Here is a 25,361-nt window from a genome sequence, read left to right as displayed (position 1 = left end):
GCCGCGGTCACGCCTCCGTCTTCACGGGTACGGGCGAGCCCGCGTCCAGGCGGAAGGCGCCCACGGCCAGTCCGCCGGCGGCGAGCACCGCCGCGGCCAGCAGGTAGAGCCCGCCCGGCCCCCACCCGGCGTCCAGCAGCCGGCCGGCGACCAAAGGCGACAGGATCGCGCCGACGCGACCGACGCCGATGCCCCAGCCGACGCCGGTGGCCCGCATCTCCGGCGGGTAGATCGAGGGGCGTCCAGCTCGCCACGAAGTAGAACCCGGACATGCCCGTGAAGAAGCCGGCCCAGGTGAGCAGTGTGTTACGACGCCGCGCGGGCGACAGAGGCTGCCGCAGCCCGGGCGCTCGCCCGGTGGGCGCGTCCGGCTCGGGCATCGACCGCAGCGGCGGCTGCCGCATCGCGGCCAGCAGCGCGTTGAGCCTGTCGAGGGCGCCGGGCGAGCGCCGCGTGAGCAGGAAGTCGAGCGACTCGGGCAGCCTCCGGAGCACGGCGGCGACGAGCAGCGCGGTGGCGACCCCGCCGAAGGCGAACACCGACCGCCACCCCGACGCGTTCTGCAGCACCACGGCGATGACACCGCCCGCCGTGCCGCCGACGGCGTAACCGGCGGTGTTCAGGCTGACGGCCAGGCCGCGCCAGCGCCGGTTGGCGTACTCGGCGGCGATGACGTTGCTGCCGGCGATGACGCCGCCGATGCCGACCCCGGTGACCAGCCGCAGCAGCCCGAGCTGGACGGCGCTCCCGGCCAGGGCCGACAGCAGCATCCCGGACGACGACACCGCCAGGCAGGCGAGGATCAGCGGCCGCCGCCCCGTCCGGTCGGCGACCGGCGCGAGGAACAGCGACCCCAGCGCCATCCCGACCAGCCCGGCGCTCAGCAGCAGGCCCAGCTCGGTCCCCGACAGCCGCCACTCGGCGGAGACCGCCGCGGCGGTGCACGACATGACGAGCACGTCGAACCCGTCGACGACGTTCAGCAGGACGCACACGACGATCGCCGACCACTGCGATCGGGACATCGGGGCGTCGTCGATGCGGGCGCGCAGACGCGCGGGCGATGGGCTCATCCCGGCTCAGCCGTGGGTGGAGCCGTCGCGGAGGGCGTTCACCGGCGGCTCAGGGGTCCAGCTCATGCCTGCCAGTATGGCCCCGGCTCAGTGGACGTCGGCCGGCCGCGCCCGCTCCTTGAACGGGTAGCGGGCCCGGAAGTCCTTCTCCGCCTCGGCGAACGACATGAACTTCACGCCCTTGTGACCGCGCATGTGGTGGATCAGCCGTTCCAGCATCAGCAGCACCTGCGGCCGGCCGCTCACGTCCGGGTGGAGTGTGATGGGGAAGACCGCGTAGTCGAGCTCCCGGTAGACCCAGTCGAACTGGTCGCGCCACTGCTGTTCGAGATCGCGCGGGTTCACGAAGCCGTGGCTGTTCGGCGAGTTCTTGATGAACATCATGGGCGGCAGGTCGTCCAGATACCAGTTCGCGGAGAACTCGACCAGATCCACCTCCTCGCCGTGGACCAGCGGCTTCATCCAGGTCGAGGCGTCCTTGTCGTAGTCGATCCGCGTCCACTCCTCGCCCCGGCGGGCGTAGAAGGGCTGGAAGTCCCGGTACGACTGCGAATGGTCGTAGCTGAACCCGTACTTGAGCAGCAGGTCGATGGTGCGCGCCGACATCTCCCACCACGGCGCGACGTACCCGCTCGGCCGGACGCCGAACTCCTTGTCGAGCAGCTCGACGCTGCGCGCCAGCACGTCCTCCTCCTGCTGGGCGGACATCGCGACCGGGTTCTCGTGCATGTAGCCGTGCGCGCCGACGTCATGCCCGGCTTCGACGATCATGTGCGTCTGCCTCGGGAACGACTCCGCCGAATGCCCCGGTACGAACCAGCTCGTCCTGATGCCTTCCCGGGCGAACAACCGCAGCAGCCGCGGCGTCCCCACCTCGGCCGCGAAGACACCCCGCTGGATGTCGTTCGGGGACTCCTGCCCCCCGTACGAGCCGATCCAGCCGGCGACCGCGTCCACGTCTACGCCGAAACACACGTTGATGGCTTTCATGCCACGCACGTACCCGGAGCATCGCCGTGTACCGGTCATGAACAGGTGAACTACTGCACGGTGCGGTCCGGCGGCCGGACCGCACCCGCGGCGACGTCTCAGTACCAGCTCGTGCAGGTCCACGCGCTCTCGGGGATGGTGGACGGAGCGGAAGCCGTGATGTAGCCGGAGTGGCAGGCACGGAAGTTGTCATCGTTCGCGTTGCCCACCATGGACGTGTATCCGACACCGCCGTTGCAGGGGACCGACGACTGTATCCGGTAGTAGGTGTGCGTGGTGTACCAGCCGTAGGTGGTCCACTGCCGGCGCTGCACGCGCAGATGCGCGAACCCCTGGATGAGGTCGCAGTCGTCGCGCACGATACGCCCCCAGAACGCGCGGCAACCGGCGCCGTCCCGCAGTTGCAGGGTGTATCTCCCGCTGTGGAGGAAGAGCTCGCGCGGAGTGCCCGTGGCCGAGCAGCCCTCCGTGTTGGGGTTCTTCCCGTTGCAGGACGTGCCGGAGCAGGCGAGCGCCGTGGAAGCGCTCTCCGCCGCCGCTGGCGACACTCCGGCGACGGTCGCCGCGACGACCGCGGTGGCCGCGAACAAGGCCAGGCGTTTGAACATGTGCACTCCTTCTTCGATTCGGGATCAACGGAATTAGCGCACGGTCCCGAACCGGCGGACAAAGCTTTTGCGTCGTGCCGGAAAACCGCTGGCCGCCGCCGGCAGCGCGGTCGTAATCGGCGGCTGAACGCGGCTTTTGCGTTGACGCGGAAAGAGCTGGACCCGCCCGGCGCGCATCGGTCACGCTGCCCTCGTGTCGGTGACCATCAATGCACGCAGCACCTGGGCCGGTTACGTGACGGACGTCACGGACGCGCAGAAAGCCCAGGCATTCGCCGCTCCGGTGCCTTCTTCCGGAGCCTGGGAGCCCTCGACCGGAGGCGTCTTCCTTCATCACCGGGGCAACCGCTCCTTCTCCCCCGGTTCCGAGGAAGACTGCAAGAAAGACGTGGCCGAGGTCTTCGCCCATGACGTGACCGGCGACTACGCCGATATCCAGTACAACTTCTTCGTCTGCCCGCACGGCATCGTCTACGAGGGCCGGGGCTACGAGCGGGGCGAGGCCAACTTCGGCGCCTACATCACCGTCGACGGCGTCAGCCTGGGCCGCAACACGGCCTTCTACTCCATCTGCGGGCTGCTGAGGTCGTGGGACCAGCCGACCGACGCCATGCTGCGGAGCATCAGGGACCTCATCGCCCATCTGCGCGGCGAGGCCCCGGCCAGTCGGCGGGCCGGTCGGCGCATCCTTCCTCACTCGGCCGGCTACGACACCGAATGCCCGGGCAATCTGACCCCGTACGCGACGAACGGCTCCCCCATCGACCCGGCGGTGTCATGGGACGAGGGCACGCTCATGGACATGAACGTGTTCGCCGCGCAGAAGTGGGTGAACACCAGGTACGACGGCGTGGCCCCGGGCTACGTCAGGGTCCTGGAGACGGGACGCACTGGATGGGCCACGGTGCTCTCGCTCACGCAGGCGCTCCAGCACGAGCTGGGCATCTCCCCGACGGTGCAGAGTTTCGGCCCGGCCACGATGCGGGCCGTGCAGGACCACCCGCTGCGCCCGGACACCGAGACGGATCCGAGCATCATCACCATCTACAACTACGCCCTGTGGTGCAAGGGTTACTACGCGACCGATCCGCCCTATATCTGGGACACCCGATCGCGCGACTCCTTCCAGGCGCTCATCGGGCACATGGGCCTGACCGGCGTCGTCATCACCAACGCGCTGTGGGCACGCATCGCCCGGGCGCTGCTCACCATGGACCAGTTCCGCCTCGTCCCGGGCGGAGACGCCGCCACCCAGGCGATCCAGCAACACCTCAACAAGCGTTACGTGGCCCAGCGGGCGATCCCGGCGATGAATCTCGTGCCGTGCGACGGCTATTACTCCCGTGAGGTGCAGAAGGGCCTGATGATGGCCATTCAGTACGAGCTGGGGATCGGGCTGAACGACATCAACGGCTACTTCGGGCCGGGCACGCAGTCGGGGCTCAGGACGAGGGGGGCGGGGACGCTCACCGGCGATTTCCGCCTGCTGTTCCGCGCCGCCTGCTTCTTCAACTCACCCACCTACGACAACGGGCGGCAGGTCCCGTACTCCTCCCAGGACATCTACACGGACACGCAGACCGCCACGCACACGAGCTGGCTGCGGACGTTCCAGAGCTTTTCCCAGATTCCCGTCACCGGGACCAACGACTACACGACGTGGGCGCAGCTCCTCATCTCCGCGGGCGACACCGATCGCGAAGCCACCGGCTGCGACTGCATCACCGAGATCACGCTTGAGCGCGGCCGGCTGCTCATGCAGAACGGCTACCGGATCGTCGGCCGTTATCTCGACGAGCACCTCCCCCCGAGCGACCCGGATTATCTCGGGAAGGCGCTCAAGCCCGGCGAACTGCAGAACATCTTCGCGGCCGGGCTGAGAATGTTCCCCATTTTCCAGTACAACGGGACCCAGCTGGCCAACTTCACCTACGACAAGGGCTACGACCAGGGCAGGAAAGCCGACGAGAAGGCCCGCGCGTTCGGCCTGCCACCGGGCGCCTGCATTTATTTCGCGGTCGACTACGACGCGCTGGACACCGAGATCACCAGCAATGTCGTGCCCTATTTCCGCGGGGTCAGGACGGCGCTGGAGCAACTCGGCGGCCGTTACCAGTTCGGGGTCTACGGCTCCCGCAACGTCTGCAGCCGCGTGTCCGCCGAGGCCGGCGCGCGCTGGTCCTTCGTCTCCGGGATGTCGTGGGGGTTCTCCGGGAACCTCGGCTACCCGTTGCCCGCCAACTGGTCGCTCAACCAGATCCGCGAGTACGCGTTCCAGCCCGGGTGGGGCCTGGACCGTAACGTGTGGCGCCAGGGCGGCGACCCGGGAGTTTCCTCCGTCGTCTCGCCATGAGGAGCGTTCACGTGATCACACGCCGCCGTTTCATCGCCGCCGGCGCCCTGGTGATGGCCGTACCCGTCCCCGTTCCCGGGAAAGCGGGCGAGTCGTTCACCGGCCGGCCCCACGACCACGGCGCGATCAGGACGTACGCGATCGAAGGCTCGCTCGCGACCGTGGCCCTGCGTGCCGGGGACGTCGCGACCGTGCTGCTCCACGTCGCCCGCCGATGGCACTACGAGATCGCCGCCGTGGACAGCGGAGAAGGCGGAGGCGTCTTCGGCTACAGGGCCGGCCAGGTCGTGGAGGCCCCGTTCGAGTCCGCCTATCTGTCGGGGACCGCCATCGCCATCCACCCCGCCGCCTATCCGCTGCGCGGCTCGGAGCGGCTCTGGCCTCACCAGGAGCTGATCGTACGAGACATCCTCGCCGACTGCGCGGGCACGGTGCGCTGGGGAGGTGACCTGACCCCGGTGAAGGCGTCGCACTTCCAGATCGACGTGGCGCCGGGCAGCAGGAAGCTGGCACGGGTCGCCGCGGAGCTCCGCACCGATCGGAGCGCGCCCGCCGTCCCCCTGGCGGGCGCGGCGGTCGATCCGGCGACACCCGCCCGGCGCGTCAGGGCCCGGGCGCTTCAGCGTACGCAAGGAGGCTGATCACAGCGGCCTGCCTTCGAGCAAGGCCTCCCCGAGAGGGGTGATCGCGTGCAGGACGGAAGATCCGTCACGTACCGTCAGAATCAGCCCGGCCTCCCGCAGCACCGTCGCCTGCCGGCTGGCCGAGGCGGGGGAGATCCGCAGGGTCCGGGCGAGCTCGCCGGTGGTGGGGGCGCTCGTGGCGACGGCGAGCAGGGCGGCCGCGCGGGTCCTGCCCAGCAACGGCTCGACGCCCCGCCGCACCACCGTGGACCAGTGGTGCTGGTGGTCGATCGGGTAGATGAGGACGGGTGGGAGCTCCGGATCGGCCAGCGTGACGGAGGTGCGCTGGCAGAAGTACGACGGCACCAGCCTCAGCCCGCGCCCGCCCAGGTGGAGCACGGCGTCGATGTCGTACGCCACCTCGAGCACCGGGGGGCGCCACCGCATGAGCGTGCCCATCCCGGCCAGCAGTCCTTCGGTGCCGTGTTCCAGCATGTCGCGGGCCCGTTGGGCGCGGTCGGCGGCGACCGCCAGGTGGATGAGCTGGTGGCTCGGGGCGATGGCCGCGTCGTGGTAGGAACGGATGGCGGCGCTCACCCGGGTCAGCGTCTCCACGTCACCGTCGGCCAGGCTGGCGACCCAGCCGGGCAGGCGCCGATGCTGCGCCAGCCGCTCGAACTCCTCACGTAATCGGGCACGCGGCGTGGACATGATCGCGTCCAGGCCGCCGGCGAGACCGCTCTTCGACTCGTGCGGTGTGAGGAAGTCGGGCCAGTACGGGCCCAGCGGCGCGAGCACGTCCAGCAGGCGGGCGCCCGTCTTGACGCGCGCCATCCGCTCCGGGTCGGCCCGGAGGTCCCCCATCCAGGAACGATAAACCGGGCGAAGGCTTCGCTCCCTCAGCCGGAAGTGGCTCAGCACCACCTCCCACAAGGGATCGGGAGCGGCGGCGAGCGTGGTCCGCACTAAATCATCCGCCGTAAAATGAATACGCAAAGTCCCCATCGGGAACCCCCCGTAGAGATGCGATGGCGTGCGCGGGCACCATCCTACGCGGGGCTTTTCCCAAGGGGGCGGGGGGTATATCCCCGCCGATCAATCGCGCGTCACGCGAGTGCCTTCCTGATCAACGCCGCGTCCCGGCGACGTGGACGCGCGGAATCACCAGCACCTGGCCGGGCGGCGGTCATCATCGCCACCCGGCCACGGCCGGTGATGATCTCGCAGCGGACGCGGACGTCTGGTCCCGCACCCGGTTATGTCACTGCCCGGCCTGGACGACTTCGCCCGCGTCGCCGCTGAAGGTCGCCGCCGCGCTGTGGCAGTCGGCGTGGTTGATCGGCACCGCCCGCACGTCGAAGCCGGGGTGGACGCTGTTGAACACGAAGTACGCGGGGCCCTCGCCGGTGATCGTCACGGGCCCCAGACCACCTCCCGCTTGCCAGGCGCGGACCCTCAGGCAGTAGTTGTCCCCGAAGTAGACGGCGGCCGTGTACCGCCACCCCGAATACCGCCCGGCCGGAATCAGGGCGTCGTAACAACCCTGCCGATAAACACAGGCGTTCGTTATCCAGGTCTGGACGGCGCCGACGGCGATCGTGCTGGTGTTGTGAACCCCGTTGTCCGTCGGCGAGGCCGCCGTCGCCGCCGAGGGCGCCCCACCAGCCAGAAGACCGGCCGTCAGGGCGATCGCGGCAGCCCAGGTCGTTTTCCTCATTTTCCTCTCCTGCCTTGTGATTTCCCGCTGAATTTCCCTGCGATGAACAAACGGCCGTCGCGAGAAAAATAGCGTTTTCGCTCCGATCACAGACAGGTCAGCAGCCGGACATTCCGAGGACATACCTGGGATCCGCCGTCAGACGCCGAACGGGGTCACGGCTTGGTCAGGCGGATCAGCATGCCGTCGTGGTCGGTGTAGGTCAGCCCGTACAGGCTTCGGCTGACGAAGGTGAAGTCGTTGCTGAAGATGACGTGCTGCACGTCTCCGTCGCCCTTGCGGGTGTTGCCGCTGGGTACGCAGTTCTGCGCGTTCTCCGGGTCGGAGGTGTCGTACTCCAGGTTGAAGTCACCGCCGACGACCGTCTTGCCGGAGAGGCCCTCCTGCGACCTGATGTAGGGCACGGCGCTGAACATCAGGGCCTGGCACTGGGTCAGCGCGATCGGCTCGCTGTTCGCGCTCAGGTGGGTGGCGCAGGACAGGTGGTCGCCCACCGCGTAGGCGCAGGCGAAGGTGCGCACCTCGTTGCCGCTGTCCTGGGTCGTGTACTCGCCGACCCAGCCGTTGGCCCCCTGCCACAGGGCGGCGGGGACCCGGCCGAGGACGGCGTTGCCGTAGGTGCCGCCGTTCGTGCAGGTGATCGGGTTGCCCGTCGGCTTGTCGAGCGCCGGGTAGAAGACGGAGTAGGTCCAGTCGTTCGGCCAGGCCTCGGCGAGCGACGGCTGGAGGTAGTTGGGCAGGTCGACGGAGCAGATCTCGTTCAGCGTCACGAGGTCGGGGGCGAGGTAGTAGATCAGGTCGCCGCCCTCGTAGATCGACTGGCCGCCGGCGTAGCATCCGGCCTTGCCGCTGTTGCACAGGTTGAGCTGGAGCTCGTAGAACGACCGCGCGGCCTGCGTCCTGGCGGGCCGGTCCGGGCGGGCCGCGAGCGCCGACCTGGCCTGGCCCCCGCGGGCCTTCGCCGTCAGCGCCGCGGCCTCGGCGCCCATCGGCGCGACGCTCCGTACGGACAGGGGCTTGACCTGGACGGGCTCGGCGTGAGCGGGGCCGGCGAAGCCGGGCGAGGTCATGACGAGGGCGAGCGCGGACACGGCGGTCAACAGACGACGGGCGATCTTCACGGGCGCTTCCTCCATCGATGATCAACGGATCAGGACGCCCTCCATCGTGACCCCGGAGGATGAGGGTCGAAAGAGCCTTTGCGCTCTACCGCAAAAACGACAAAAGCCTCAAACCTGCTTGACTGGAGATTCTCACCATGGTGTCGTGCCGGATGACAGGCGCTGTCAAACACCGGGGACGGAATGGGGACTCTGCGGATCCATTTCACTGCTGAAGACCTGACGCGCGTCACTCTCGCCGACGAACCCGACCCCCTGTGGGAAATGATCCTCACGCGGTTCCGCTTCCGTGACCGGGTGCGATCGCCGGCCTTCCGGCCCTGGTTCGAGGAGCTGCACGCCGACCCGGCCCGATCCTCCCGGATGCGGCGCGGAGCCCGCCTGCTCGACGTGCTGGTTCCGGCCGGGCCCTACTTCCCCGACTTCCTCACCCCGTACGAAGGACTTCTCGGACTGGACAGCGGCCTGGCCGCGCTGCTCCGCACCCCCGCCCGGCGACTGGCCGCCGAGCTGCGCCTGCTCGCCCGCCACCGGCCCCTGCCCGGGTGGGTACGCCCCATCGCCCAGGGCAACGGGCCCATGCTCCAGGAGATGGGAGCCGCGCTGCGCGACTACTACGAGGCGGCCGTCGCCCCCTTCAGGGAACTCTCCGGCTCCGCCATCGCCGCCGACCGCGCCTGCCGGGCCCGCGGCCTGCTCCGGGGAGGGGTCGAGGGGCTGTTCGCCGGGTTCGCGCCGCTCATGAGCTGGACGCCGCCCGTCCTGGAGACCGAGTACGTCGTCGACCGGGACCTGGTGCTCGGCGGGCGCGGCCTGCGGCTGGTGCCGTCGTACTTCTGCCAGCGGACGCCCATGACGCTGGCCGACCCCGAGCTGCCACCCGTGCTGATCTACCCGATCGAGCAACGGCACCGGTGGCGTCCGGCAGCCGAGCGCCGCGCCGACCTCGACGCGCTGATGGGCGCGAACCGCTCGGCCGTGCTGCACGCGCTCGACCACAGCGCCACGACCACGCAGCTCGCCCGCATGCTGCGGATCTCACCCACGGCGGCCAGCCGGCACGCGACGGTGCTGCGAGAGGCGGGACTGATCGACACCCGCCGCGACGGCACCGCGGTCCTGCACACGCTCACTCCCCTGGGCACGGCGCTCCTGGAAGGCACCACCGGCGGTGCCCAGCCGTCCGCGCGGTGAAGATCCGGGTGGCGGCAAAAGGGTTGAACCGGGCACCCGACAGAGCCATGATCGAGCCTGGACGTGCCCGCGACGACACACAAGGAGCCCGATGGACTCTCCCTCGATGCCGGACACGTCCGAGCCGGCCGGGGAGTCCGCACGACGCACCCCGTGGCTGACGATCGCCGTCATCTACCTCGGCGGGGTCGTCGCGGCGATGAGCTTCGGCAAGTTCTCCCCGGTCGGGCCGGAGGTGGCGGCCGAGCTCGGGCTGTCGCTGTCGCAGCTGGGCTGGGTGATCTCGGCCGTCGTCGGCGTCGGCGCCGCCGCCGGTCTGCCCGCCGGCTACCTCGTACGCCGCATCGGCGCGGAGCGGTCACTGGTCGCGGGCCTCGCCCTGACCGCGGCGGCGAGCGCGGCGAGCGTGGCCGCGCCCGATTTCGGCTGGTTGCTGACCGCCCGGGTCGCCGAGGGCATCGGCTACCTCCTGATCATCATCACCTGCCCTGCCCTGGTCGTCCGCCTGGCCACCGGACGCGACCGGGGCACCGCCCTGTCGATCTGGGCCACGTTCGTCCCGGTGGGACTCGGGGCGAGCACGCTCGCGGGTGGCGCGCTGGCTTCCGCTCTGGGCTGGCGCGGCTGGATCGCGCTGGTCGCCGGCCTGACGCTGGCGATGGCGCTGGTCCTCTGGGCGCGCCTGCCGCGGGGCCCCGGACGGCAGGCGGCCGGCCCGCGCCCCCGGGCCGGGGCGCTGTGGTGGCCGCTGGTGCTCGCCGCGGCCTTCTGCCTGGCCATCCTGGTGACCCTCCCGGTGATCGTCCTCCTGCCCACGCTCCTCATCGAGCAGCAGGGCTACTCGGCCGCCGCCGCGGGTGCCCTGACCTCGGTGATCTCCGTGCTCAGCGCGATCGGCGGGCTGGCCGTGGGAGTGCTGCTCCGCCGGGGCATCCCGGTCGGCGTCCTGGCCCTGACCGGGTTGCTCACCCTCCCGGCCGCCTGGCTCCTGTTCGGCGACCACGGCTCGGCGTCAGCCGCGCTGGCGGGCGCGGCGATCGTCTCCATCGAGAACGGCTTCCTGGGCGCCCTGGGCTTCGCCGCCCTGCCGCTGGTGCTGGAGCGCCTCGACCACGCGGACGTCGGCAACGGCGTGGTCGCCCAGGCGGGCAGCCTCGGATCACTGCTCGGCCCGCCGCTGTTCGGCCTGGTGGCGACCGGACTGGGCTTCGGGGCACTCGTCCCGGCCATCGCCGTCGGCATCCTGGCCGCCGTCGGATTGCTGCTGCTGGTCGGCAGGCGGGCATCGAGATGATCATCGTACGAGTCACCGGCATCCTCATCGAGGACGACCGGATCCTCCTGCTGGATCAGGACACCGACACCCGTTCCTGGACACTGCCCGGCGGGCGGGTCGAGGCAGGCGAACCGCTCGCCGACGCGCTGGTACGGGAGATGCGCGAGGAGACCGGGCTGGACGTGGAGGTGGGCCGGCTGCTGTACGTGTGCGACAACTTTCCGGGCGGCGGCCTCCACGTCATCCACATGACGTTCGAGGTCACCCGTGTGGGCGGCACCCTGGGGGTCGTCACCGAGGGCGTCGACACCAACCGAATCCGGGGCGTGCGTTTCGTGCCCCTGGCCGAGCTGCCGGGGCTCGGGTTCGGCTCCCGGTTCGTCGAGTTGGCCCAGGCCGGATGGCCGGGGGCGGGGTCGTACATGGGCGACAAGGCCAACATCGGGCTGTGACGCCGCAGTCAGGTGAGAAGGGACTCAAGCATCCAGAACTGCAGCTTGAAGATATCCACCTGGTAAATGTCGCGCGGAAAGTCCGGCTCCTGATCGTTTTCCAGTCTCCTGTGCTGGATCCGTACGGCCCAGGTAGCGTCTCGCTGCCCCAGGTCGAACACGTCCCCCCTTGACCATGCCTCATAAAAATCGTGGATCTGGAGCTGCCCCGACCGAAGGTAGATCTCGCCGGCCCACATGCGATTCCACATCGGTTGCGTCATGGAAGGTTCGTCAGTCCATAGTTCGAGCCGGATGCAAGCGTCTATGTCCGTGTGCTTGTCGAAGACCACCGCATTGCGTCCCACTCGCGCCCAGCCATCTAACCCGGACGGCGACCACTCCTCATCCCAAGGAGCATGATCCTCGCCGGCGAGGACGGTGGGGTCGACCACCATGGGGCCATTCCAAGCGCTTCTGATATCCACCACCACGTGCTTGATGAGCTCCGCCATGACGCCTATCCCTTCGTCCGTGGGCGATCACGCGATTCAAGCAGGCAGAGGTGACACTGCTGTCTCGACGGACCGTGGACCGGACCGAAGGTGAAGCATCCGCTGAGTGCACCCTCGACGCGTAGGCAGCCCGACCGGACATCCGGTAGCAGGCTGCCATGCGTACCCCTCCGGGAGTGGTCCCAGTCGAGCGTCCGGAAGCCGCCGTAGGTCAGGCCAGGTCGAACTCGCCGTCCTGGACACCGCCCACGAACGCCTTCCACTCGCCTGGCGTGAAGATCAGCGCCGGGCCGTGGGGGTTCTTGCTGTCGCGTACGGCGACGACACCGGGAAGGTTCGTCGCCACTTCAACGCACTGCCCGTTGTCGCCGCTGGCAGTCGCTTTGCGCCATTCCGCATTCTCAAGGTTCACGGGGTCCATTTCCTTACCGCATCCTCTATGACCTGCAGTGACATTGATTGAGGGTAGGCATCCGCTCTGATGGTGTCATACCTCACTTTGACCCGAACAACGGATTCGTGATCGCCCGTGACCAGACCCGACAGCACGGAATCGGCTGACACGACTTCTGCGCCGTCGCGTAGTCGTGCCAGCGTGAACGCGCTCATCATGCCAGCCGCGCACCCAGCCGCGGTAGGCACGACTTGGATAGTGATTCGTGAATTCTGTACGTGTTCCAGAAGACAGCCGAGCTGTTCAGCGAGAACCTTCGGGCCGCCTATTGGGCGGTGCAGTGCGCTTTCATCGATGATTGCCAGGAAAACAGGCGGGTTCGGGGCATTGAAGATCTCCATGCGTCGCATCCGGACCTGAACCCGTTCCTCGACCTGCTCGGTCGGGATCGTGGTGCCGAAGATGGCCCGCGCGTACTCGGGTGTCTGGAGCAGGCCAGGGATCACGAGCGGGTCCCACGACTGAAGGATGGCGGCTTGCGGTTCGATCTCCTCTACCCAGCGAGCAAACCAGCCGAGGGTCGGCGAATGCGATATTTGTGTGAATAGGTCCATGAAGTGACCGTCGAGCTGGAAGACCCGATCAAGCGCCTCCGCGAATTCCACCGTGGGAGCCCGCCGCCCTCGCTCGATATGGCTGATCAGGGAGGTATGACATCGAACCTTGTTGCTCAGCGCGGTCTGGGATATGCCCGCTTCCCTGCGGCGGCGCATCAGGTCGGCGGCGAAGCGCGCACGAGGCGACATCTGGTCACTGATGCCATTGTCCATGCTGCTCCTCCATAGACAGGTCGCTGACGCGTTGCGCAGTCTTTACTTTCTGTGACAGTACAACTACAGCAATGCGACGCGCAACATGGCACTTGTGTCTACTTCCGTCGCCGGATAAGGCCAGGTACAGCCCCTGCGGAACGCTCCCGAAGCTCATGCTGAGACTCCACGCAGTCGTACTAGACGCACTGCTTGTCACGGGAGGTCGGCATGAGCGTGAACCTGTTGGCGACCCGGCAGAACTACACGGAGCTGCCGGTCCACCCAATCGCGGTGTCCCTCGCTCGTAGACATGTGGCGTGCGTGCTGGCGGACTGGGGGCGCGGCGCCCTCATCGACGACGCCCAACTCGTGATCAGCGAGTTGGTCACGAACGGCATCAAAGCCTCGGATCCCAGCGAGGAAGAGATTGAGGCGTACGGGATGCTCGCTGGGTCCTATCGGAGGGTTCGCATAGGACTCCACCGGGCGGCCGATGGAGTCGTCCTAGAGGTCTGGGACTGCTGCCGCCGTCCTCCGCAACTGTGCCGTCCGGACGCGGGGGCAGTCGGCGGCCGAGGGCTGCTCGTGATCGACACTGTAGCGATCACCTGGGGGTATCGGTGGCCGAAGACAGGCGGAAAGATCGTCTGGGCCATGCTGGGCGAGGCGTCATGATCAACCCGGAGGACTGGACCTGCCCTCAGCTCGCCCCGCATCCCCCAGGCCGCATCGGTCTGCCGATGATGCCGCTCGACTGGACGGCCGAGCGGCCGTATCGGTCGCGAGTCTTGGGCTACACCTGCTCGTGCCGGACGATCGTGTACGAGCTGCTCGCCTCCGGCGGGATGTACGTGATTCGCCGCACGCATCAAACCAATCCCCCGCGAGTCGCCTACGCTGGCCCTTGGGCGCGCAGCATGGCAGAGCTGATATGGAACTCGATCCTCACGGGAGAGGCGAGATTATCCGATACGGAAGACACTCAGCGCAGCGCGCTAATGAAGTGGAACACCGACAAATGAGCTACCGTCCCAGTAGACTAGCGCGATACCCTGCTTAGCCAGCAACGCTTGAAGATCGCCGTTAGGCTCATCAGGCAAGAGAACCGCAAGTCGCGGGTCATCGGGCTTAATGTGCCGCCGATAGTCGTAAAGTTGCCCAATAGCCATCCGTACGGCTTCCCGAGTGGATGAACCCTTCAGCTCGTACAACACATGCGTTTGGGCGTCATACAGGTCGGTGAGTAGTGTCCCGGTGAGCCCTTTTATCCTTATCTGAAATCGCTTGAGGACTCGACCATGAGTTGCCATAAAGGCTTGAAACTGCTCGGAGATTTCGGCTTCACGCCGCTCAGCAATAGTCCTAGGCGCGGCAGATCGTGAGCTCCTCGTCTTATTATTAATCTCAGGTTCGACAATTTTGCTAGCGGTTACGCTTGCCGGCACAAGCGTCGCCACAGTCGTGGCCACCGGCGGAACGACATCGTCTTCGACTTTTTCATACTCATCAGCAATAGGCCGCAAGCGGAAAACGATAACGCGCCGCATCATGCCTTTACTATTAGGCACTTGCCGCACTACATATGGCTTGACCTCGTCCAATTCAAAACGCCCCAGGTAACGATGGCGCTTAGTGCCGGTCCCGGGAACTACGCCGACAGCCTTGAAAACTTGCAGAGCTCGCCCATCATCAAAATGATGCAAGACTGCACGATTTCCCCTGCCATGCTGCCCTTCGAAAGTCTGATCACTTTCGCCGTGACCGGTATATTCAAATACCAGGCCCCGCTCATCTACTTCAGCTAGCCAACCATCGTAATAGCCACGTAGTTCACCCACTTTAGGATCGGAGTAGAGGAGGACGTTGGGGGTTGTTCCCGAGGGACAGATCCCACCTTGAGGACTTCCTCCGAATATGGGCGCAAGCTGCCCACGTGTCCGAATCTCGCCCGGCTTGAGCTGGTTCGCCATGAGCGGAGCCTAGGACGACCATGCGAAGAATATTCATCTTTCGAGTCTCAGCCTGGTAACTGACTCGGACGGCAAGCGGCCTCAGATCGGAGGCAACCACGACTCCAGGCCGCAGACACAACTGCTACGTCGACGTCCAGACCTTGACAGCGTGTACTCCGGCAGCTCAAACCGAGTCCGGGCTCTGCGCAGCTAACTGAGTTCGTCCGAGATCCGTCGGTGGCCAAGCGTGTGGTGCTGACGGTGGTACTGAAGGTGGTCGCGGTCGATGTCGTGCTTCAGCGTCAGCTTGCCGATCGGTTCGCCATCCGTCTGATCAATCACGCTGAAGTCATCTTCAATGGTGATCGCCCCATACTTAAACAGGTCTCGATGGTTGGGGCAGAGGCACAGCAGGTTGGCCTTAACGTCGGGCCCCAGGTGAGGTTGCTCTAGCCCTCGGATGTGCACCGTGGTGGCAAACCGCAGGCCGCCTGGCACTTCGAGCACCACGCCACACACCTGACAGGCATGGTCGTACATCTGCTTGAGTTCGGTCGCCAGCAATCTGTCTGCGTAGATACCGGGGGCAACCTCTTCCCGCCGCCCTGGGGGAAGCTTGCGGCTCAGGTGGCGTGCTGAGGGCTTGTGGGAAGAGCCGTCATTTATCTGTTCAAGCCGGAACTGGAGCACAGTAGGCCCGTCGGTGCCGCGCTTGGTCCAGTAGTCAGCAACGGTGAAGAGTCCGTCGTAGCTGTAACCGGCCGCCGGCGAGAACTCCGGACTGCCACCAGACCCACGAATAACCCTAACTGGGAGGGCAGTCATGATGCTCTTGATGAGGGCAGCGTTACCCGGATCGTCGGCCGACTGATCCTTGACCTGCACACCGGTATTAGGATCACGCCCTCCATGACCGGTGTAGATGATCACATCCCCGTAGTCTTCGTCATCCTTGTATCCACCCGACACCACGATGGACTCCGCGCCACCCCGCTCAGCTGTGCCACAGATGCCCGCCTGTAGCGGCCGGTGCACACCTGCTTCATGTAGGGCACGGCGGTTGTGGAAAAGGGTGCCTGAGTGGATGCCGTCGATAGGGCCATAGAACTCTTTGAGGACGAAGCGCTTCTGATTCTTATGGGCACGGTTGCGTACGAGCGCGATGTGAGCTGCAAAGTTAGTCTCCCGCTTCTGTGGTACGGGCAGACCCTTATCTCGCAGCGACTCCTGCGCATGCTTGAAAACCGTGTCCAGGTCCAGCAACTCTGGCTGCTCGGGGATCCCTTCCCGGATGAGGTGGATCAGCTCGCCAGTAAAGGCCGTATAGTCGTCCAGACCGCCGAGCGCAGTCTTGTTCTCGGTCGTCGCTGTCATCATGTACGAGCCCGTGATGCGGGTGCTGTTAGCCACCCGTTCTACAGGGTCCTCGCCACCCATCAACCCAAGCGCAAGTCCGCTGTAGCAGCAGTCGAGGATGATGATTTTACGCCGCGCCAAACTCGCCCGAAGCTCGTTTCGTACGGTGTCGTAGGCCACCGCGCTGTACATACGATCCCGGTGCGAGTCGACCAGAGTGAGGTAGAGATCGCTCTCCACAGAATGCATCAACCCGTGGCCAGCGAAGTATACAATAAGAGTGTCCTTAGCCTCTTTTCCAGCGTCGTACAGCGGGTCCATCATCGCTTCTACCGACGCGGGGTTATGGACGACTGTGCAATGCTCTGCTGGTAGGCCCCACAGGTCAGAGCGCTGGAGCAACCCACCCAAGGTCTTGAGGTTGTTGGCGACGGCAGGGAGAGGGCTGAGATGGGTGTACTCGCTTGTGCCAATCAACACAGCACGCGACGTCAAAGGGTCAGGGAGGTTCAATCGTGATCCTCCATCGCTTTGAGAATCTGGACAATGAGCGCCGACTCTGCCTCAGACACGACGACGGTTGTCCCTCCGCGTTCAATCGTGACCTTTGGAAGGTGACGCCGCGTACCGCGCCACCGCGATAGTGTCTCGATGAATGCCGGCCATTGCAAGCCGCTGGTCACAGCTAGGGCGATGAGGTCGAGTACGTCACCCATCTCGCCAGGCTTTGGATCCTTCGACTTCAGGCTCACGTCCATATAGTCAAGAGCTTCGATATCCCTCATCAGCCAGTCGTAGAGCGACCGAAGCTCTTGTTCGGCGAAATCTCCATCCATGCGAAGGTTGACCGTTTCAGTCACCACGTCACCGCCAATCTGCTAACGAATCTGCGTGGGGGATGCTACCGCCAATCGCCCCACGCGGGCTTCCAAATGAGGAAGAAACGGGCACCTCGCGCGGTTCCCCCGACTACCATTCGCTGGCCGTCAATTTGGCGCGCACGAAATAGAAGAAAGGGCTGATCCATAACGGTGCCGCATCGAGGCCTTTGTGGGGCGAGCGAGGGTTGATCGTGGTCCCGTTCTCGCCATGGCGCTTCATCTCTCAGGAGCGGCCCGCTCGCGTGGTCACCCGCCCGGCCCGACCTCATTGTTCGGAGCCCCGTCCCCGGTGGTAGGCAGGTCTCCGCGCTCAACCGGACTACGCCATGGTGACGGCGATGCGGTCACGGCTGCTTGACGGGCACCGGCTATCGCGTTCTTCAACGTCTCCCGGTTCACGTCGGTGACCTTCCCAGCCAGGAGGAGAAAGGCATCACCCTTGACGGCGACGTACTCATGCCGCCCGGCCGCCTCCCGATACCAGCCGCCCTCATCAGGCGTGCACCGCACAGGAGCATCGACCGGCTCGGCGTCGGTGACCGGCCGCTCGCGGCAGACCGCGTCGTCGAAGGCGCCACGGTCGACGCGCAGTTGCACCTGCCTGCCGTCCCGTGAGACGTAGAAGGCCCCGAACCCTTCCTCACCCACCGCGCCGACGGACTGCTCCTGCAACTCGTACCCGGGCAGATCCACGACGTAGATCAGCTCCGGATCGGTGCCCTGGCCGAGGGCCTGGTCGATGGCGGCCTGGCTGAGCACGCCTTGCGCACCGCAGGCCGACACGGCGAGGAGCGCGACCATCAACGGAGCCTTCTTCATGACGCTCCCCCCAAGTGCGGACACGTACGGGTGAACATACTGCGCCTGACGATCCCACGGCGGCAGCGGATTCAGAGGGAGCGGAGTCTTGGCGTGATGACCTAGGGGTCTTCCAGGGGCCGCTGGTCCGGGGTGATGAAGACGTAGCCGCGGTTCGGCGGAACGCATTCATCAGGCAGGTTGAGGTGGTCGAAGCCGTCGGTGGTGTGGGGAGCGTACGAGTCCCCGTACAGACGCTCGCCTTCGAGGATCGTGCCGGCGTGGGGCACCTCGACGCCGCGCTTCCCCTGCCGCATCACCGGCTTGCTGCCGGCGGGCCACACCGGGGCCGCGACTTCCCCTTCGTAGCCGCTCTCCAAGGTCATGGTGAGGCACTTGCTCCTGGCGTCGTAGCCGAGGATTCCGGGGATGCTCATCTCAAGGCTGATGTCCCTCGGCGTGTTGACGATGATCTGCGGATCCCGGCCGACAAGCGTGATCTCGTCCGGGCCTCCGCCGCAGGCCGTGACGGCCAGCGCGATGGCGGCGCGTAACGCCATGGTGGGTCGTGGCATGGAAGCCTCCTCGTACGGTCCTCGCCGCCGCGATCGGTCAGCGAGGAGTACGGGTTCGATGAGTGCCCAGGTTCATCCCACGGAGGCCGTGATGGTGCCGGTATGCCGAGCCGGTCTCGTCCGATGCGGTGTCCGGAGGCTGGTACGCGTGGACATACTGCCTCTATACCGCCGGTCCCTAGGGTCTTCGACGACAGCGAGTCGAACACCATGAAGGGGCAACATGCGACTGGCACGTATAACCGTGGCCGCTGCCGTGGCGGGGGTCACCCTGTTGAGCACCACGCCCGCGTCGGCGGCGAGCTACTGGAGCTCGTCGGCGCCGAAGTACGCGACGAAGGTGGGGACCCTGAAGACGAAGTCGGTCCGTATCGGCAACGGGGGCAGCTTCACGATCCAGCTTCGCTCGGGCAAGTGGGGGTCGTACAGCTATCTCTGGGCTCGCGCGCCCAAGGACTCCGACGCGGACAGCCACCGCATCATCCTGCAGGTCTACAACCCCAAGACGGGGAAGTGGGACAGCCAGGGCACAGGGATCAAGAACACGACCTACTCCCCCGCGCACCGGGCCATCGCCGGCCGCCTCTACAAGGCGTGCGCGAAGGCGTCCATCCTCGGCGGGAGCCCGGCCACATGCACCGGCTCCTGGCTCGTGTGACCCTCTGAACGAGGTCAGAGTGACGCCCCCCGGCCTGCCGGGGGGCGTTTTCGATTCCCGGCGGCCCCCGCCGTAGCGCGATCAGCAAGGTTAGCCTAACCTTATTCCCATGACCGAGGAGATCTCTCTCCGCGGGGCGGAGCTGTGCCTCAGCTATCACGGCGCCACCGTGGTGCACGACGGCCGGATCGCCCTGCGGCCGGGCCGTGTGACCGCGCTGGTGGGCCCCAACGGCAGCGGCAAGTCCACGCTGCTGCGCGCGCTCGCCCGGCTGCACCGGCCCGACAGCGGCGCGGTGACGCTGGGCGACGGCGCCGACGCGCTGGGGCTGTCGGCACGCGACTTCGCCTGCCGGGTGACGCTGCTGGCGCAGAGCCGGCCCACGCCCGGCGGGGTGCGGGTGTCGGACGTCGTCGGGTACGGGCGGCACCCGTACCGGAAGCGCTGGAAGGCGGCGGATCCTGACGGGGCCGCCGCTGTGGCGCGGGCGATGGAGCTGACCGGCGTGACGGCGATGGCCGAGCGGCCGGTCGACGAGCTGTCCGGCGGCGAGCTGCAGCGCGTCTGGCTGGCCACCTGCCTGGCGCAGGACACCGGCGTCCTGCTGCTGGACGAGCCCACCACGTTCCTCGACCTCCGCTATCAGGTGGAGCTGCTGGAGCTGATGCGCGACCTGGCCGACGAGCACGGCGTGGCGATCGGGGTCGTGCTGCACGACCTCAACCAGGCCGCCGAGATCGCCGACCACGTCGTCCTGCTCCATCAGGGGCGGGTCCGCGCCGACGGGCCGCCCGCGCAGGTCCTCACCGAGGACCTGCTCAGTGACACGTACGGGATCCGCATCGAGGTCAGCCATGACCCGGTGAGCGGGACCGTGACCACCCGGCCGATCGGCCGGCACAGCAAGAGCGTCATCGCAACGACATGACAGGAACCACCATGCGCAGTGCCCTGACGGCCATCGCGGCCATCGCCCTTCTCGCCGCCTGCGGCACGACCGAAGCACCCGTACCCGAGCAGGCGGCGTCGGCGAGCGCGGAGCCGTCGGCGGCCCCCGTGACCGTGACCGACAGCCGGGGCAAGGAGGTCAAGCTCGACCAGCCGGCGACCCGGGTCGTGAGCCTGGAGTGGGCCGAGACCGAGATCCTGGCCAGTTTGGGCGTCATGCCGGTGGGCGCGGCCGACGTGAAGGGGTTCGCCGTCTGGAACACCGCCGTCAAGCTCGACCCCTCGGTGCAGGACGTCGGCATGCGGCAGGAGCCCAGCGTCGACTCGATCAGCGCGCTCGACCCCGACCTGGTGGTCATGGAGTCCGACGACGTCGAGCTGGCGGCGCAGCTGGAGAAGTTCGTGCCGGTGCTGGTGGCCAAGGGCAGCGACGCCACGCGCAACCTGGAGCGGATGCGCGAGGACGTCACCATGATCGCGACGGCGGTCGGCAAGACCGACGAGGGCGCCAAGCTGCTGAGCGACTTCGACGCGGCGCTGGCCGACGGCAAGGCGAAGATCGAGGCCGCGGGCGGCGCCGGCAAGCCGTTCGTGATGGCCGACGGGTGGAAGCAGGGCAGCTCGATCTCCATCCGCCTGTTCGGCAAGGGCTCGCTGGTGTCCGAGATCGGCGGTCAGCTCGGGCTGGAGAACGCCTGGAAGGGCGAGGTCGACAAGCAGTGGGGCCTGGGCACCACCGACGTCGAGGGCCTGACCGTGCTCAAGGACCCCGAGACCCGCTTCTTCTACAACGCCTCCGACGGCGAGGACGTCTTCGCCGACGGCCTGGCCAAGAACGCCATCTGGAAGTCGCTGCCGTTCGTGGAGAAGCAGCAGGTCACCCGGATGCCCGACGGCATCTGGACGTTCGGCGGGCCGCTCTCCGCCCAGCAGTACGCCGACGCGCTGGTCAAGGCGTTCACCGGTTGAGCACCGAAGTCCTGACCCCGTCGGTGCCCGACACGCCGCTGCGGCGGCTGGGCACCGCCGGGGTCTTTCTCCTGACCTCGGCGGCCGTCGTCCTGGTGGCCGCCGTGCACGTGACGCAGGGCACCTCCTCGGTCGGCGCGCTCGACCTGCTGGCGCTGCCGTTCGGCGGCAGCGACGAGGCGGCCCGGGTGCTGCTGGCCTCGCGGCTGCCGCGGCTGCTGGCCGGGGTCTGCGTGGGCGTCGCGCTGGGCGTGGCGGGCGCGCTGCTGCAGGCGATCGCGCGCAACGCGATGGCCTCGCCGGACACGCTGGCCGTCAGCGCGGGCGCCTATCTGGCGGTCGTCGCGGGGAGCGTGGTCGGGCTGGCGCTGCCGGTGCCGGTCTCCGGCGTGCTGGCGCTGATCGGCGGTCTGGCCGCCGCCGCGCTGGTGCTGGCGCTGTCGTCGGGCGGGCGTACGGGGACGACGCGGCTGATCCTGGCCGGGTCGGCCACCGCGCTGGCGCTCAGCTCGCTGACGAACCTGCTCATGATCCTGTTCGAGCAGGAGACGACCGGGCTGTTCGCGTGGGGCAGCGGCTCGCTCGTCCAGACCGACCTGGTCGCGGTCACGCAGCTCGGGCCGGTGATCGCGGTGGCGCTGGTCGCGGCGGTGCTGGCCGGGCCGCGGCTGGACATCCTCGGCCTGGGCGACGACACCGCCACCGTGCTCGGGGTGAACGTGCCGCGGCTGCGCCTGTGGCTGACCATGCTGGCGGTGCTGCTGGCGGCGGCGGCGGTGACGATCGCGGGGCCGATCGGGTTCGTCGGGCTGTGCGCGCCGGTGATCGTGCGCCTGCTCCCCCGGTCGATCCCCGGCCTGCACAGGAGCCGGACGATGCTGCCGCTGGCGGGGCTGGTCGGCGTGCTGGTCGTGCTGGGGTCCGACATCGCGCTGCGGGCCGTGCTGGGCGCGCAGGCGGGGGTGGAGGTGCCGCCGGGCGTGGTGACCACCGTGTTCGGCGCGGCGGTGATGATCTGGCTGGCGCGTCGCTACCGTGACGCGGGGCCGACCCGACGGCCACCGGAGGCGCGCACGGGCGCGTCCCGGTCGCGGGGGGCCTTCCTGGCCGTGGTCGCGACCGGTGTGGTGCTCCTGGTGGGGGCGCTGGTGCTGGGGCTGCTCGGTGGTGACCGGTGGCTGCTGACCGGCGACGTGGTCAACTGGCTGCAGGGGCGCAGCGGGCGGGCGCTGACGTTCGTGCTCGACCAGCGGTGGCCCCGGGTCGCGGCCGCCGCGCTGGCCGGGGTCGCGCTGGCCGTGGCGGGGGCCGCGGTGCAGGCCGTGTGCCGCAACCCGCTGGCCGAGCCCGGCGTGCTGGGCGTGACGGCCGGGGCGGGGGTCGGCGCGATCACGCTGCTCACCGTGGTGCCGATGGCCGGGATCTGGACGATGTCGGCGGCGGCGGGCGTGGGCGCGCTGATCGCCTTCACCGTGGTCTACGGGCTGTCGTGGCGTGGCGGGCTGAGCTCGGACCGGCTGGTGCTGATCGGGGTGGGCGTTCAGTACGCGTGCACGTCGATCATCGTCCTGATCATCGTGCTGTCCGACCCGTGGAACACGGCCAAGGCGCTGACCTGGCTTTCCGGCTCCACGTACGGGCGCGTGCCGGCGCAGCTCATCCCGGTGGCACTGGCGCTCGTGGTCACGGTGCCGCTGCTGGCCTGGCTGCGCCGGGACCTCGACCTGCTGTCGCTGGACGAGGACACGCCGCGGGTCCTGGGCGTGCCGCTGGAGCCGGTGCGGCTGACCGCGCTCGCCTGCGCGGTGCTGCTCACGTCCACGGCCGTGTCGGCGGTCGGGGTCGTCGGCTTCGTCGGGCTGGTCGCCCCGCACGCGGCGCGCGCCCTGGTCGGGGCGCACCACAACCGGGTGCTGCCGGTCGCCGCGCTGCTCGGCGCGCTGCTGGTCAGCCTGGCCGACACGCTCGGCCGTACGGTGATCGCGCCGGCGCAGGTGCCGGCCGGACTGGTGACGGCGTTGATCGGCACGCCGTACTTCGTCTACCTGCTGTGGCGGGCCCGGCCCTCCACCTGATCGGCGCCCTCCGGGACGTACAGCGGCTGGAGGGCGCCGACCAGCGGCCAGGTCAGGGCGGCCATGTCGGCGGGGGTGCGGTGGCAGCCGCGCTGGAGCCAGTCGGTGGCCACGCCGATGAGCGCCCCGGCGGTGAAGGCCGCGGCGACGTCCACGCGGTCGTCGGCCCAGCCGTCGGCGCGCGACTCGGCGCGGTCTTGAGTGCGGTCCTCACCCGGTGGCGCGGGCGGGTGGAGGTGCCTCTGGATGGCCGTGATGATGCGGCGGCGGATGTGGTCGCAGACGCGGGCGCTGCCCTGCGGGCCGAGCAGGGCGCGGTAGAGGCCGGCGTGCTCGGCGAGGCTGGTGAAGAACTCCTCCAGTGACCGGATCGCCTCCGGCCCGGGGTCGGCCGTGCCGGGGTGCGGGCTGGGCAGGGACTCGATCAGAGTGTCGATCATCGCGGTGCAGGCGGCCTCGGCCAGCTCGTGCACGTCCCGGTAATGGTCGTAGAAGGTCGAGCGGCTCACTCCGGCGCGCACGGCCACGTCGGCGACGGTGACGCGGGGCAGGTCGCGCTCCGCGACGAGCTGGATCAGGGCACGGGCGAGGGCGGCCTGGGTCCGGCGCACGCGCCGGTCGCCGGAGGCGCTGCTCAGGGGTATTGCCACGCCCATCACTTTACAAGGTGCACGATTTCCTACATGTGTAGGGTAACGTCGAAGCAGGACGAGCGGAAGGATCGCCATATGCGGACGTGTGTCCCGTGACCACCCCCCGGAGCATCCTGATCGTCGGCGCGTCGGCTGCCGGGCTGAGCACGGCGGAGGCCCTGCGGCGGCTCGGCTACGGAGGACGGCTGACGCTGCTGGACGCCGAGGCCCGGCTCCCCTACGACCGGCCGCCGCTGTCGAAGCAGGTCCTGGCCGGCGAGTGGGAGCCGTCCCGGGCCCAGTTGCGTGACGTGGCGAAGCTGGAGGCCCTGGACGCCGAGCTGATCCTGGGCGAGCCCGCCGCCGCGTTCGACGCGGAGGCGCGGGCCGTCACCGACGGGTCCGGGCGTGTGCGTCGCGCGGACGCCGTGGTGATCGCCACCGGCCTGGCCCCCGCCCGGTTGCCTGGCCAGGACGGGCTCTCGGGTGTGCATGTACTGCGCGGCATGGACGACGCCGTCGCCCTGCGCGCGCACCTGGCGGAAGGCCCTCGGCTGGTGGTCGTGGGCGAAGGGGTGCTGGGGGCCGAGGTCGCCGCCACCGCCCGCGGCCTGGGCCTGGACGTCACCCTCGCCGGGATGGGGCACACCCTGCTGGGCGAGCAGGTCGGCGCCGAGGTCGGCGGCATGCTCACCCGGCTGCACGCCGAACGCGGCGTCCGCCTGCGACTCGGCGCCGAGGTCTCCGGCTTCGTGAGCGACAAACCAGCGACCAGCGGGCCGGTGAACGACAAGCCGGCGACTGGCGGGCCGGTACGTGGCAGGCCGGCGGACGGCGGGCCGACAACCAGCGGGCCGATGGACGGCGGGCCGACGACCGGCGGGCCGGTGGACGGCGGGCGGGTCAGCGGGGTGCGGCTGATGACCGGGGAGTTGCTGCCCGCAGAGGCGGTCGTGGTGGCCGTCGGGTGCCGGCCCGCCACCGGCTGGCTGGAGGGCAGTGGGCTGGTGCTGGGTGACGGGGTGGCGTGCGACGCGCGCTGCCGCGCCGCCGACGGGGTCTACGCCGTGGGCGACGTGGCCTCCTTCTGGCACGAAGGGCTCCACAGGAGGCTGCGGCTGGAGAACCGGACGAACGCCACCGAGCAGGCCCAGGTCGTCGCGGCCAACCTGCTCGGCGCCGATCGCCCGTACGTGCCGATCCCGTACTTCTGGACCGACCAGTACGACGTCAAGATCCAGACGCACGGGCTGCCGTCGCCGGAGGCCGAGCTGAGCGTCGCCGAAGGCGACCCGTCGGAGCGCCGCTTCGCCGCCCTCTACCGCGAGGGCGGGCGGGTCACGGGGGTGCTCGGCTGGAACATGGCCAAGCAGGCGCGTCTGCTGAGGCAGCGCGCGCTCGCCTGACGAC

27 protein-coding genes and 1 pseudogene are annotated in these 25,361 nt (G+C 68.3%); 12 read left to right on the top strand and 16 right to left on the bottom strand.

Features of this window, described 5'->3' with window-relative positions:
* Positions 1–7 precede the first annotated feature (7 nt).
* The 4 genes and pseudogenes from AB0K05_RS12080 to AB0K05_RS12065 form a co-directional block, all read right to left on the bottom strand.
* Entirely contained in the window at positions 8–217 is a 210-nt protein-coding gene (locus AB0K05_RS12080; RefSeq protein ID WP_271275002.1) for a hypothetical protein, read from the bottom strand.
* A 76-nt stretch (positions 218–293) separates the two neighbouring features.
* Positions 294–950: pseudogene (locus AB0K05_RS12075) on the bottom strand (MFS transporter); the annotation flags it as partial.
* Positions 951–1,160: 210 nt separating this feature from the next.
* On the bottom strand, positions 1,161–2,063 hold the full coding sequence (locus AB0K05_RS12070; RefSeq protein WP_148033165.1) for a polysaccharide deacetylase: 903 nt from the start codon (positions 2,061–2,063) through the stop codon (positions 1,161–1,163).
* A 98-nt stretch (positions 2,064–2,161) separates the two neighbouring features.
* A complete protein-coding gene (locus AB0K05_RS12065; protein ID WP_364228754.1) occupies positions 2,162–2,671 on the bottom strand; it encodes a hypothetical protein in 510 nt (169 codons plus the stop codon).
* Positions 2,672–2,870: 199 nt separating this feature from the next.
* Here AB0K05_RS12065 and AB0K05_RS12060 point away from each other — a divergent pair, with 199 nt between their 5' ends.
* Positions 2,871–5,024, top strand: a complete 2,154-nt coding sequence (locus AB0K05_RS12060) for a glycoside hydrolase domain-containing protein (RefSeq protein ID WP_364228752.1) — start codon at positions 2,871–2,873, stop codon at positions 5,022–5,024.
* An 11-nt stretch (positions 5,025–5,035) separates the two neighbouring features.
* A complete protein-coding gene (locus AB0K05_RS12055; protein WP_271275008.1) occupies positions 5,036–5,665 on the top strand; it encodes a hypothetical protein in 630 nt (209 codons plus the stop codon).
* Here AB0K05_RS12055 and AB0K05_RS12050 read toward each other — a convergent pair whose 3' ends face one another.
* The 3 genes from AB0K05_RS12050 to AB0K05_RS12040 all read right to left on the bottom strand — a co-directional run bounded on the left by AB0K05_RS12050 (position 5,666) and on the right by AB0K05_RS12040 (position 8,485).
* A complete protein-coding gene (locus AB0K05_RS12050) occupies positions 5,666–6,511 on the bottom strand; it encodes a winged helix-turn-helix domain-containing protein (RefSeq protein WP_271275009.1) in 846 nt (281 codons plus the stop codon).
* Between the two features lie 397 nt (positions 6,512–6,908).
* Complete coding sequence (locus AB0K05_RS12045) at positions 6,909–7,364, bottom strand: hypothetical protein (protein ID WP_364228749.1); 456 nt, start codon at positions 7,362–7,364, stop codon at positions 6,909–6,911.
* Between the two features lie 155 nt (positions 7,365–7,519).
* Positions 7,520–8,485: an endonuclease/exonuclease/phosphatase family protein gene (locus AB0K05_RS12040; protein ID WP_364228747.1), complete on the bottom strand. Its 966-nt coding sequence runs from the start codon at positions 8,483–8,485 to the stop codon at positions 7,520–7,522.
* Positions 8,486–8,749: 264 nt separating this feature from the next.
* On the opposite strand from AB0K05_RS12040, the gene AB0K05_RS12035 reads away from it, so the two are divergent.
* From AB0K05_RS12035 to AB0K05_RS12025, 3 genes are all read left to right on the top strand, one after another.
* Entirely contained in the window at positions 8,750–9,679 is a 930-nt protein-coding gene (locus tag AB0K05_RS12035) for a winged helix-turn-helix domain-containing protein (RefSeq protein WP_364228745.1), read from the top strand.
* Between the two features lie 91 nt (positions 9,680–9,770).
* Complete coding sequence (locus tag AB0K05_RS12030; RefSeq protein ID WP_364228743.1) at positions 9,771–10,973, top strand: MFS transporter; 1,203 nt, start codon at positions 9,771–9,773, stop codon at positions 10,971–10,973.
* Positions 10,970–11,407 (top strand): NUDIX hydrolase, encoded by a 438-nt coding sequence (locus AB0K05_RS12025; RefSeq protein ID WP_364228741.1) that lies wholly within the window; start codon positions 10,970–10,972, stop codon positions 11,405–11,407. The genes AB0K05_RS12030 and AB0K05_RS12025 overlap by 4 nt, the downstream gene beginning before the upstream one ends.
* 8 nt (positions 11,408–11,415) lie before the next feature.
* Here the strand turns inward: AB0K05_RS12025 and AB0K05_RS12020 are convergent, their stop codons facing one another.
* The 3 genes from AB0K05_RS12020 to AB0K05_RS12010 all read right to left on the bottom strand — a co-directional run bounded on the left by AB0K05_RS12020 (position 11,416) and on the right by AB0K05_RS12010 (position 13,125).
* A complete protein-coding gene (locus AB0K05_RS12020) occupies positions 11,416–11,901 on the bottom strand; it encodes a hypothetical protein (RefSeq protein WP_364228739.1) in 486 nt (161 codons plus the stop codon).
* A 211-nt stretch (positions 11,902–12,112) separates the two neighbouring features.
* Entirely contained in the window at positions 12,113–12,322 is a 210-nt protein-coding gene (locus AB0K05_RS12015) for a DUF397 domain-containing protein (RefSeq protein WP_364228737.1), read from the bottom strand.
* The gene (locus tag AB0K05_RS12010; protein ID WP_364228735.1) at positions 12,310–13,125 is read right to left on the bottom strand and encodes a helix-turn-helix transcriptional regulator; all 816 of its coding nucleotides are present in this window, start codon (positions 13,123–13,125) and stop codon (positions 12,310–12,312) included. The genes AB0K05_RS12015 and AB0K05_RS12010 overlap by 13 nt, the downstream gene beginning before the upstream one ends.
* A gap of 210 nt (positions 13,126–13,335) precedes the next feature.
* Between AB0K05_RS12010 and AB0K05_RS12005 the strand changes: the two genes are divergently transcribed.
* Both AB0K05_RS12005 and AB0K05_RS12000 read left to right on the top strand, forming a co-directional pair.
* Entirely contained in the window at positions 13,336–13,782 is a 447-nt protein-coding gene (locus AB0K05_RS12005; protein WP_364228733.1) for an ATP-binding protein, read from the top strand.
* The gene (locus tag AB0K05_RS12000) at positions 13,779–14,129 is read left to right on the top strand and encodes a hypothetical protein (RefSeq protein WP_364228731.1); all 351 of its coding nucleotides are present in this window, start codon (positions 13,779–13,781) and stop codon (positions 14,127–14,129) included. The genes AB0K05_RS12005 and AB0K05_RS12000 overlap by 4 nt, the downstream gene beginning before the upstream one ends.
* Here the strand turns inward: AB0K05_RS12000 and AB0K05_RS11995 are convergent.
* From AB0K05_RS11995 to AB0K05_RS11975, 5 genes are all read right to left on the bottom strand, one after another.
* A complete protein-coding gene (locus AB0K05_RS11995) occupies positions 14,103–15,077 on the bottom strand; it encodes a hypothetical protein (RefSeq protein ID WP_364228729.1) in 975 nt (324 codons plus the stop codon). The genes AB0K05_RS12000 and AB0K05_RS11995 overlap by 27 nt on opposite strands.
* 192 nt (positions 15,078–15,269) lie before the next feature.
* Positions 15,270–16,895, bottom strand: a complete 1,626-nt coding sequence (locus tag AB0K05_RS11990) for a YDG/SRA domain-containing protein (RefSeq protein WP_364228824.1) — start codon at positions 16,893–16,895, stop codon at positions 15,270–15,272.
* Positions 16,896–16,924: 29 nt separating this feature from the next.
* Positions 16,925–17,275: a hypothetical protein gene (locus AB0K05_RS11985; RefSeq protein WP_219545269.1), complete on the bottom strand. Its 351-nt coding sequence runs from the start codon at positions 17,273–17,275 to the stop codon at positions 16,925–16,927.
* 267 nt (positions 17,276–17,542) lie between these two features.
* Positions 17,543–18,115 (bottom strand): hypothetical protein, encoded by a 573-nt coding sequence (locus tag AB0K05_RS11980; RefSeq protein WP_364228727.1) that lies wholly within the window; start codon positions 18,113–18,115, stop codon positions 17,543–17,545.
* A gap of 101 nt (positions 18,116–18,216) precedes the next feature.
* Positions 18,217–18,669, bottom strand: coding sequence for a hypothetical protein (locus AB0K05_RS11975; RefSeq protein WP_364228725.1), 453 nt, complete (start codon positions 18,667–18,669; stop codon positions 18,217–18,219).
* 223 nt (positions 18,670–18,892) lie between these two features.
* On the opposite strand from AB0K05_RS11975, the gene AB0K05_RS11970 reads away from it, so the two are divergent.
* The 4 genes from AB0K05_RS11970 to AB0K05_RS11955 all read left to right on the top strand — a co-directional run bounded on the left by AB0K05_RS11970 (position 18,893) and on the right by AB0K05_RS11955 (position 23,319).
* Positions 18,893–19,327, top strand: a complete 435-nt coding sequence (locus AB0K05_RS11970; protein WP_364228723.1) for a hypothetical protein — start codon at positions 18,893–18,895, stop codon at positions 19,325–19,327.
* 109 nt (positions 19,328–19,436) lie between these two features.
* Positions 19,437–20,255: an ABC transporter ATP-binding protein gene (locus tag AB0K05_RS11965; RefSeq protein WP_364228721.1), complete on the top strand. Its 819-nt coding sequence runs from the start codon at positions 19,437–19,439 to the stop codon at positions 20,253–20,255.
* Between the two features lie 11 nt (positions 20,256–20,266).
* Positions 20,267–21,244 carry an iron-siderophore ABC transporter substrate-binding protein gene (locus tag AB0K05_RS11960; RefSeq protein WP_364228719.1) on the top strand — a complete coding sequence of 326 codons (978 nt, stop codon included), beginning with the start codon at positions 20,267–20,269 and terminating at the stop codon, positions 21,242–21,244.
* Positions 21,241–23,319, top strand: coding sequence for an iron ABC transporter permease (locus AB0K05_RS11955; protein WP_364228717.1), 2,079 nt, complete (start codon positions 21,241–21,243; stop codon positions 23,317–23,319). Before AB0K05_RS11960 ends, AB0K05_RS11955 begins: the two co-directional genes overlap by 4 nt.
* Here the strand turns inward: AB0K05_RS11955 and AB0K05_RS11950 are convergent.
* Positions 23,286–23,969 (bottom strand): TetR/AcrR family transcriptional regulator, encoded by a 684-nt coding sequence (locus AB0K05_RS11950; protein ID WP_364228715.1) that lies wholly within the window; start codon positions 23,967–23,969, stop codon positions 23,286–23,288. The two genes, AB0K05_RS11955 and AB0K05_RS11950, sit on opposite strands and share 34 nt — an antisense overlap.
* A 95-nt stretch (positions 23,970–24,064) precedes the next feature.
* Between AB0K05_RS11950 and AB0K05_RS11945 the strand changes: the two genes are divergently transcribed.
* Entirely contained in the window at positions 24,065–25,357 is a 1,293-nt protein-coding gene (locus AB0K05_RS11945) for an FAD-dependent oxidoreductase (protein WP_364228713.1), read from the top strand.
* The last annotated feature ends 4 nt before the right edge of the window (positions 25,358–25,361 follow it).

Source organism: Nonomuraea sp. NPDC049486 (assembly GCF_040676925.1).
Classification (GTDB): domain Bacteria; phylum Actinomycetota; class Actinomycetes; order Streptosporangiales; family Streptosporangiaceae; genus Nonomuraea; species Nonomuraea ferruginea.
The sequence above is the reverse complement of the archived record's forward strand: the minus strand, read 5'-3'. Positions and strand labels throughout refer to the sequence as shown.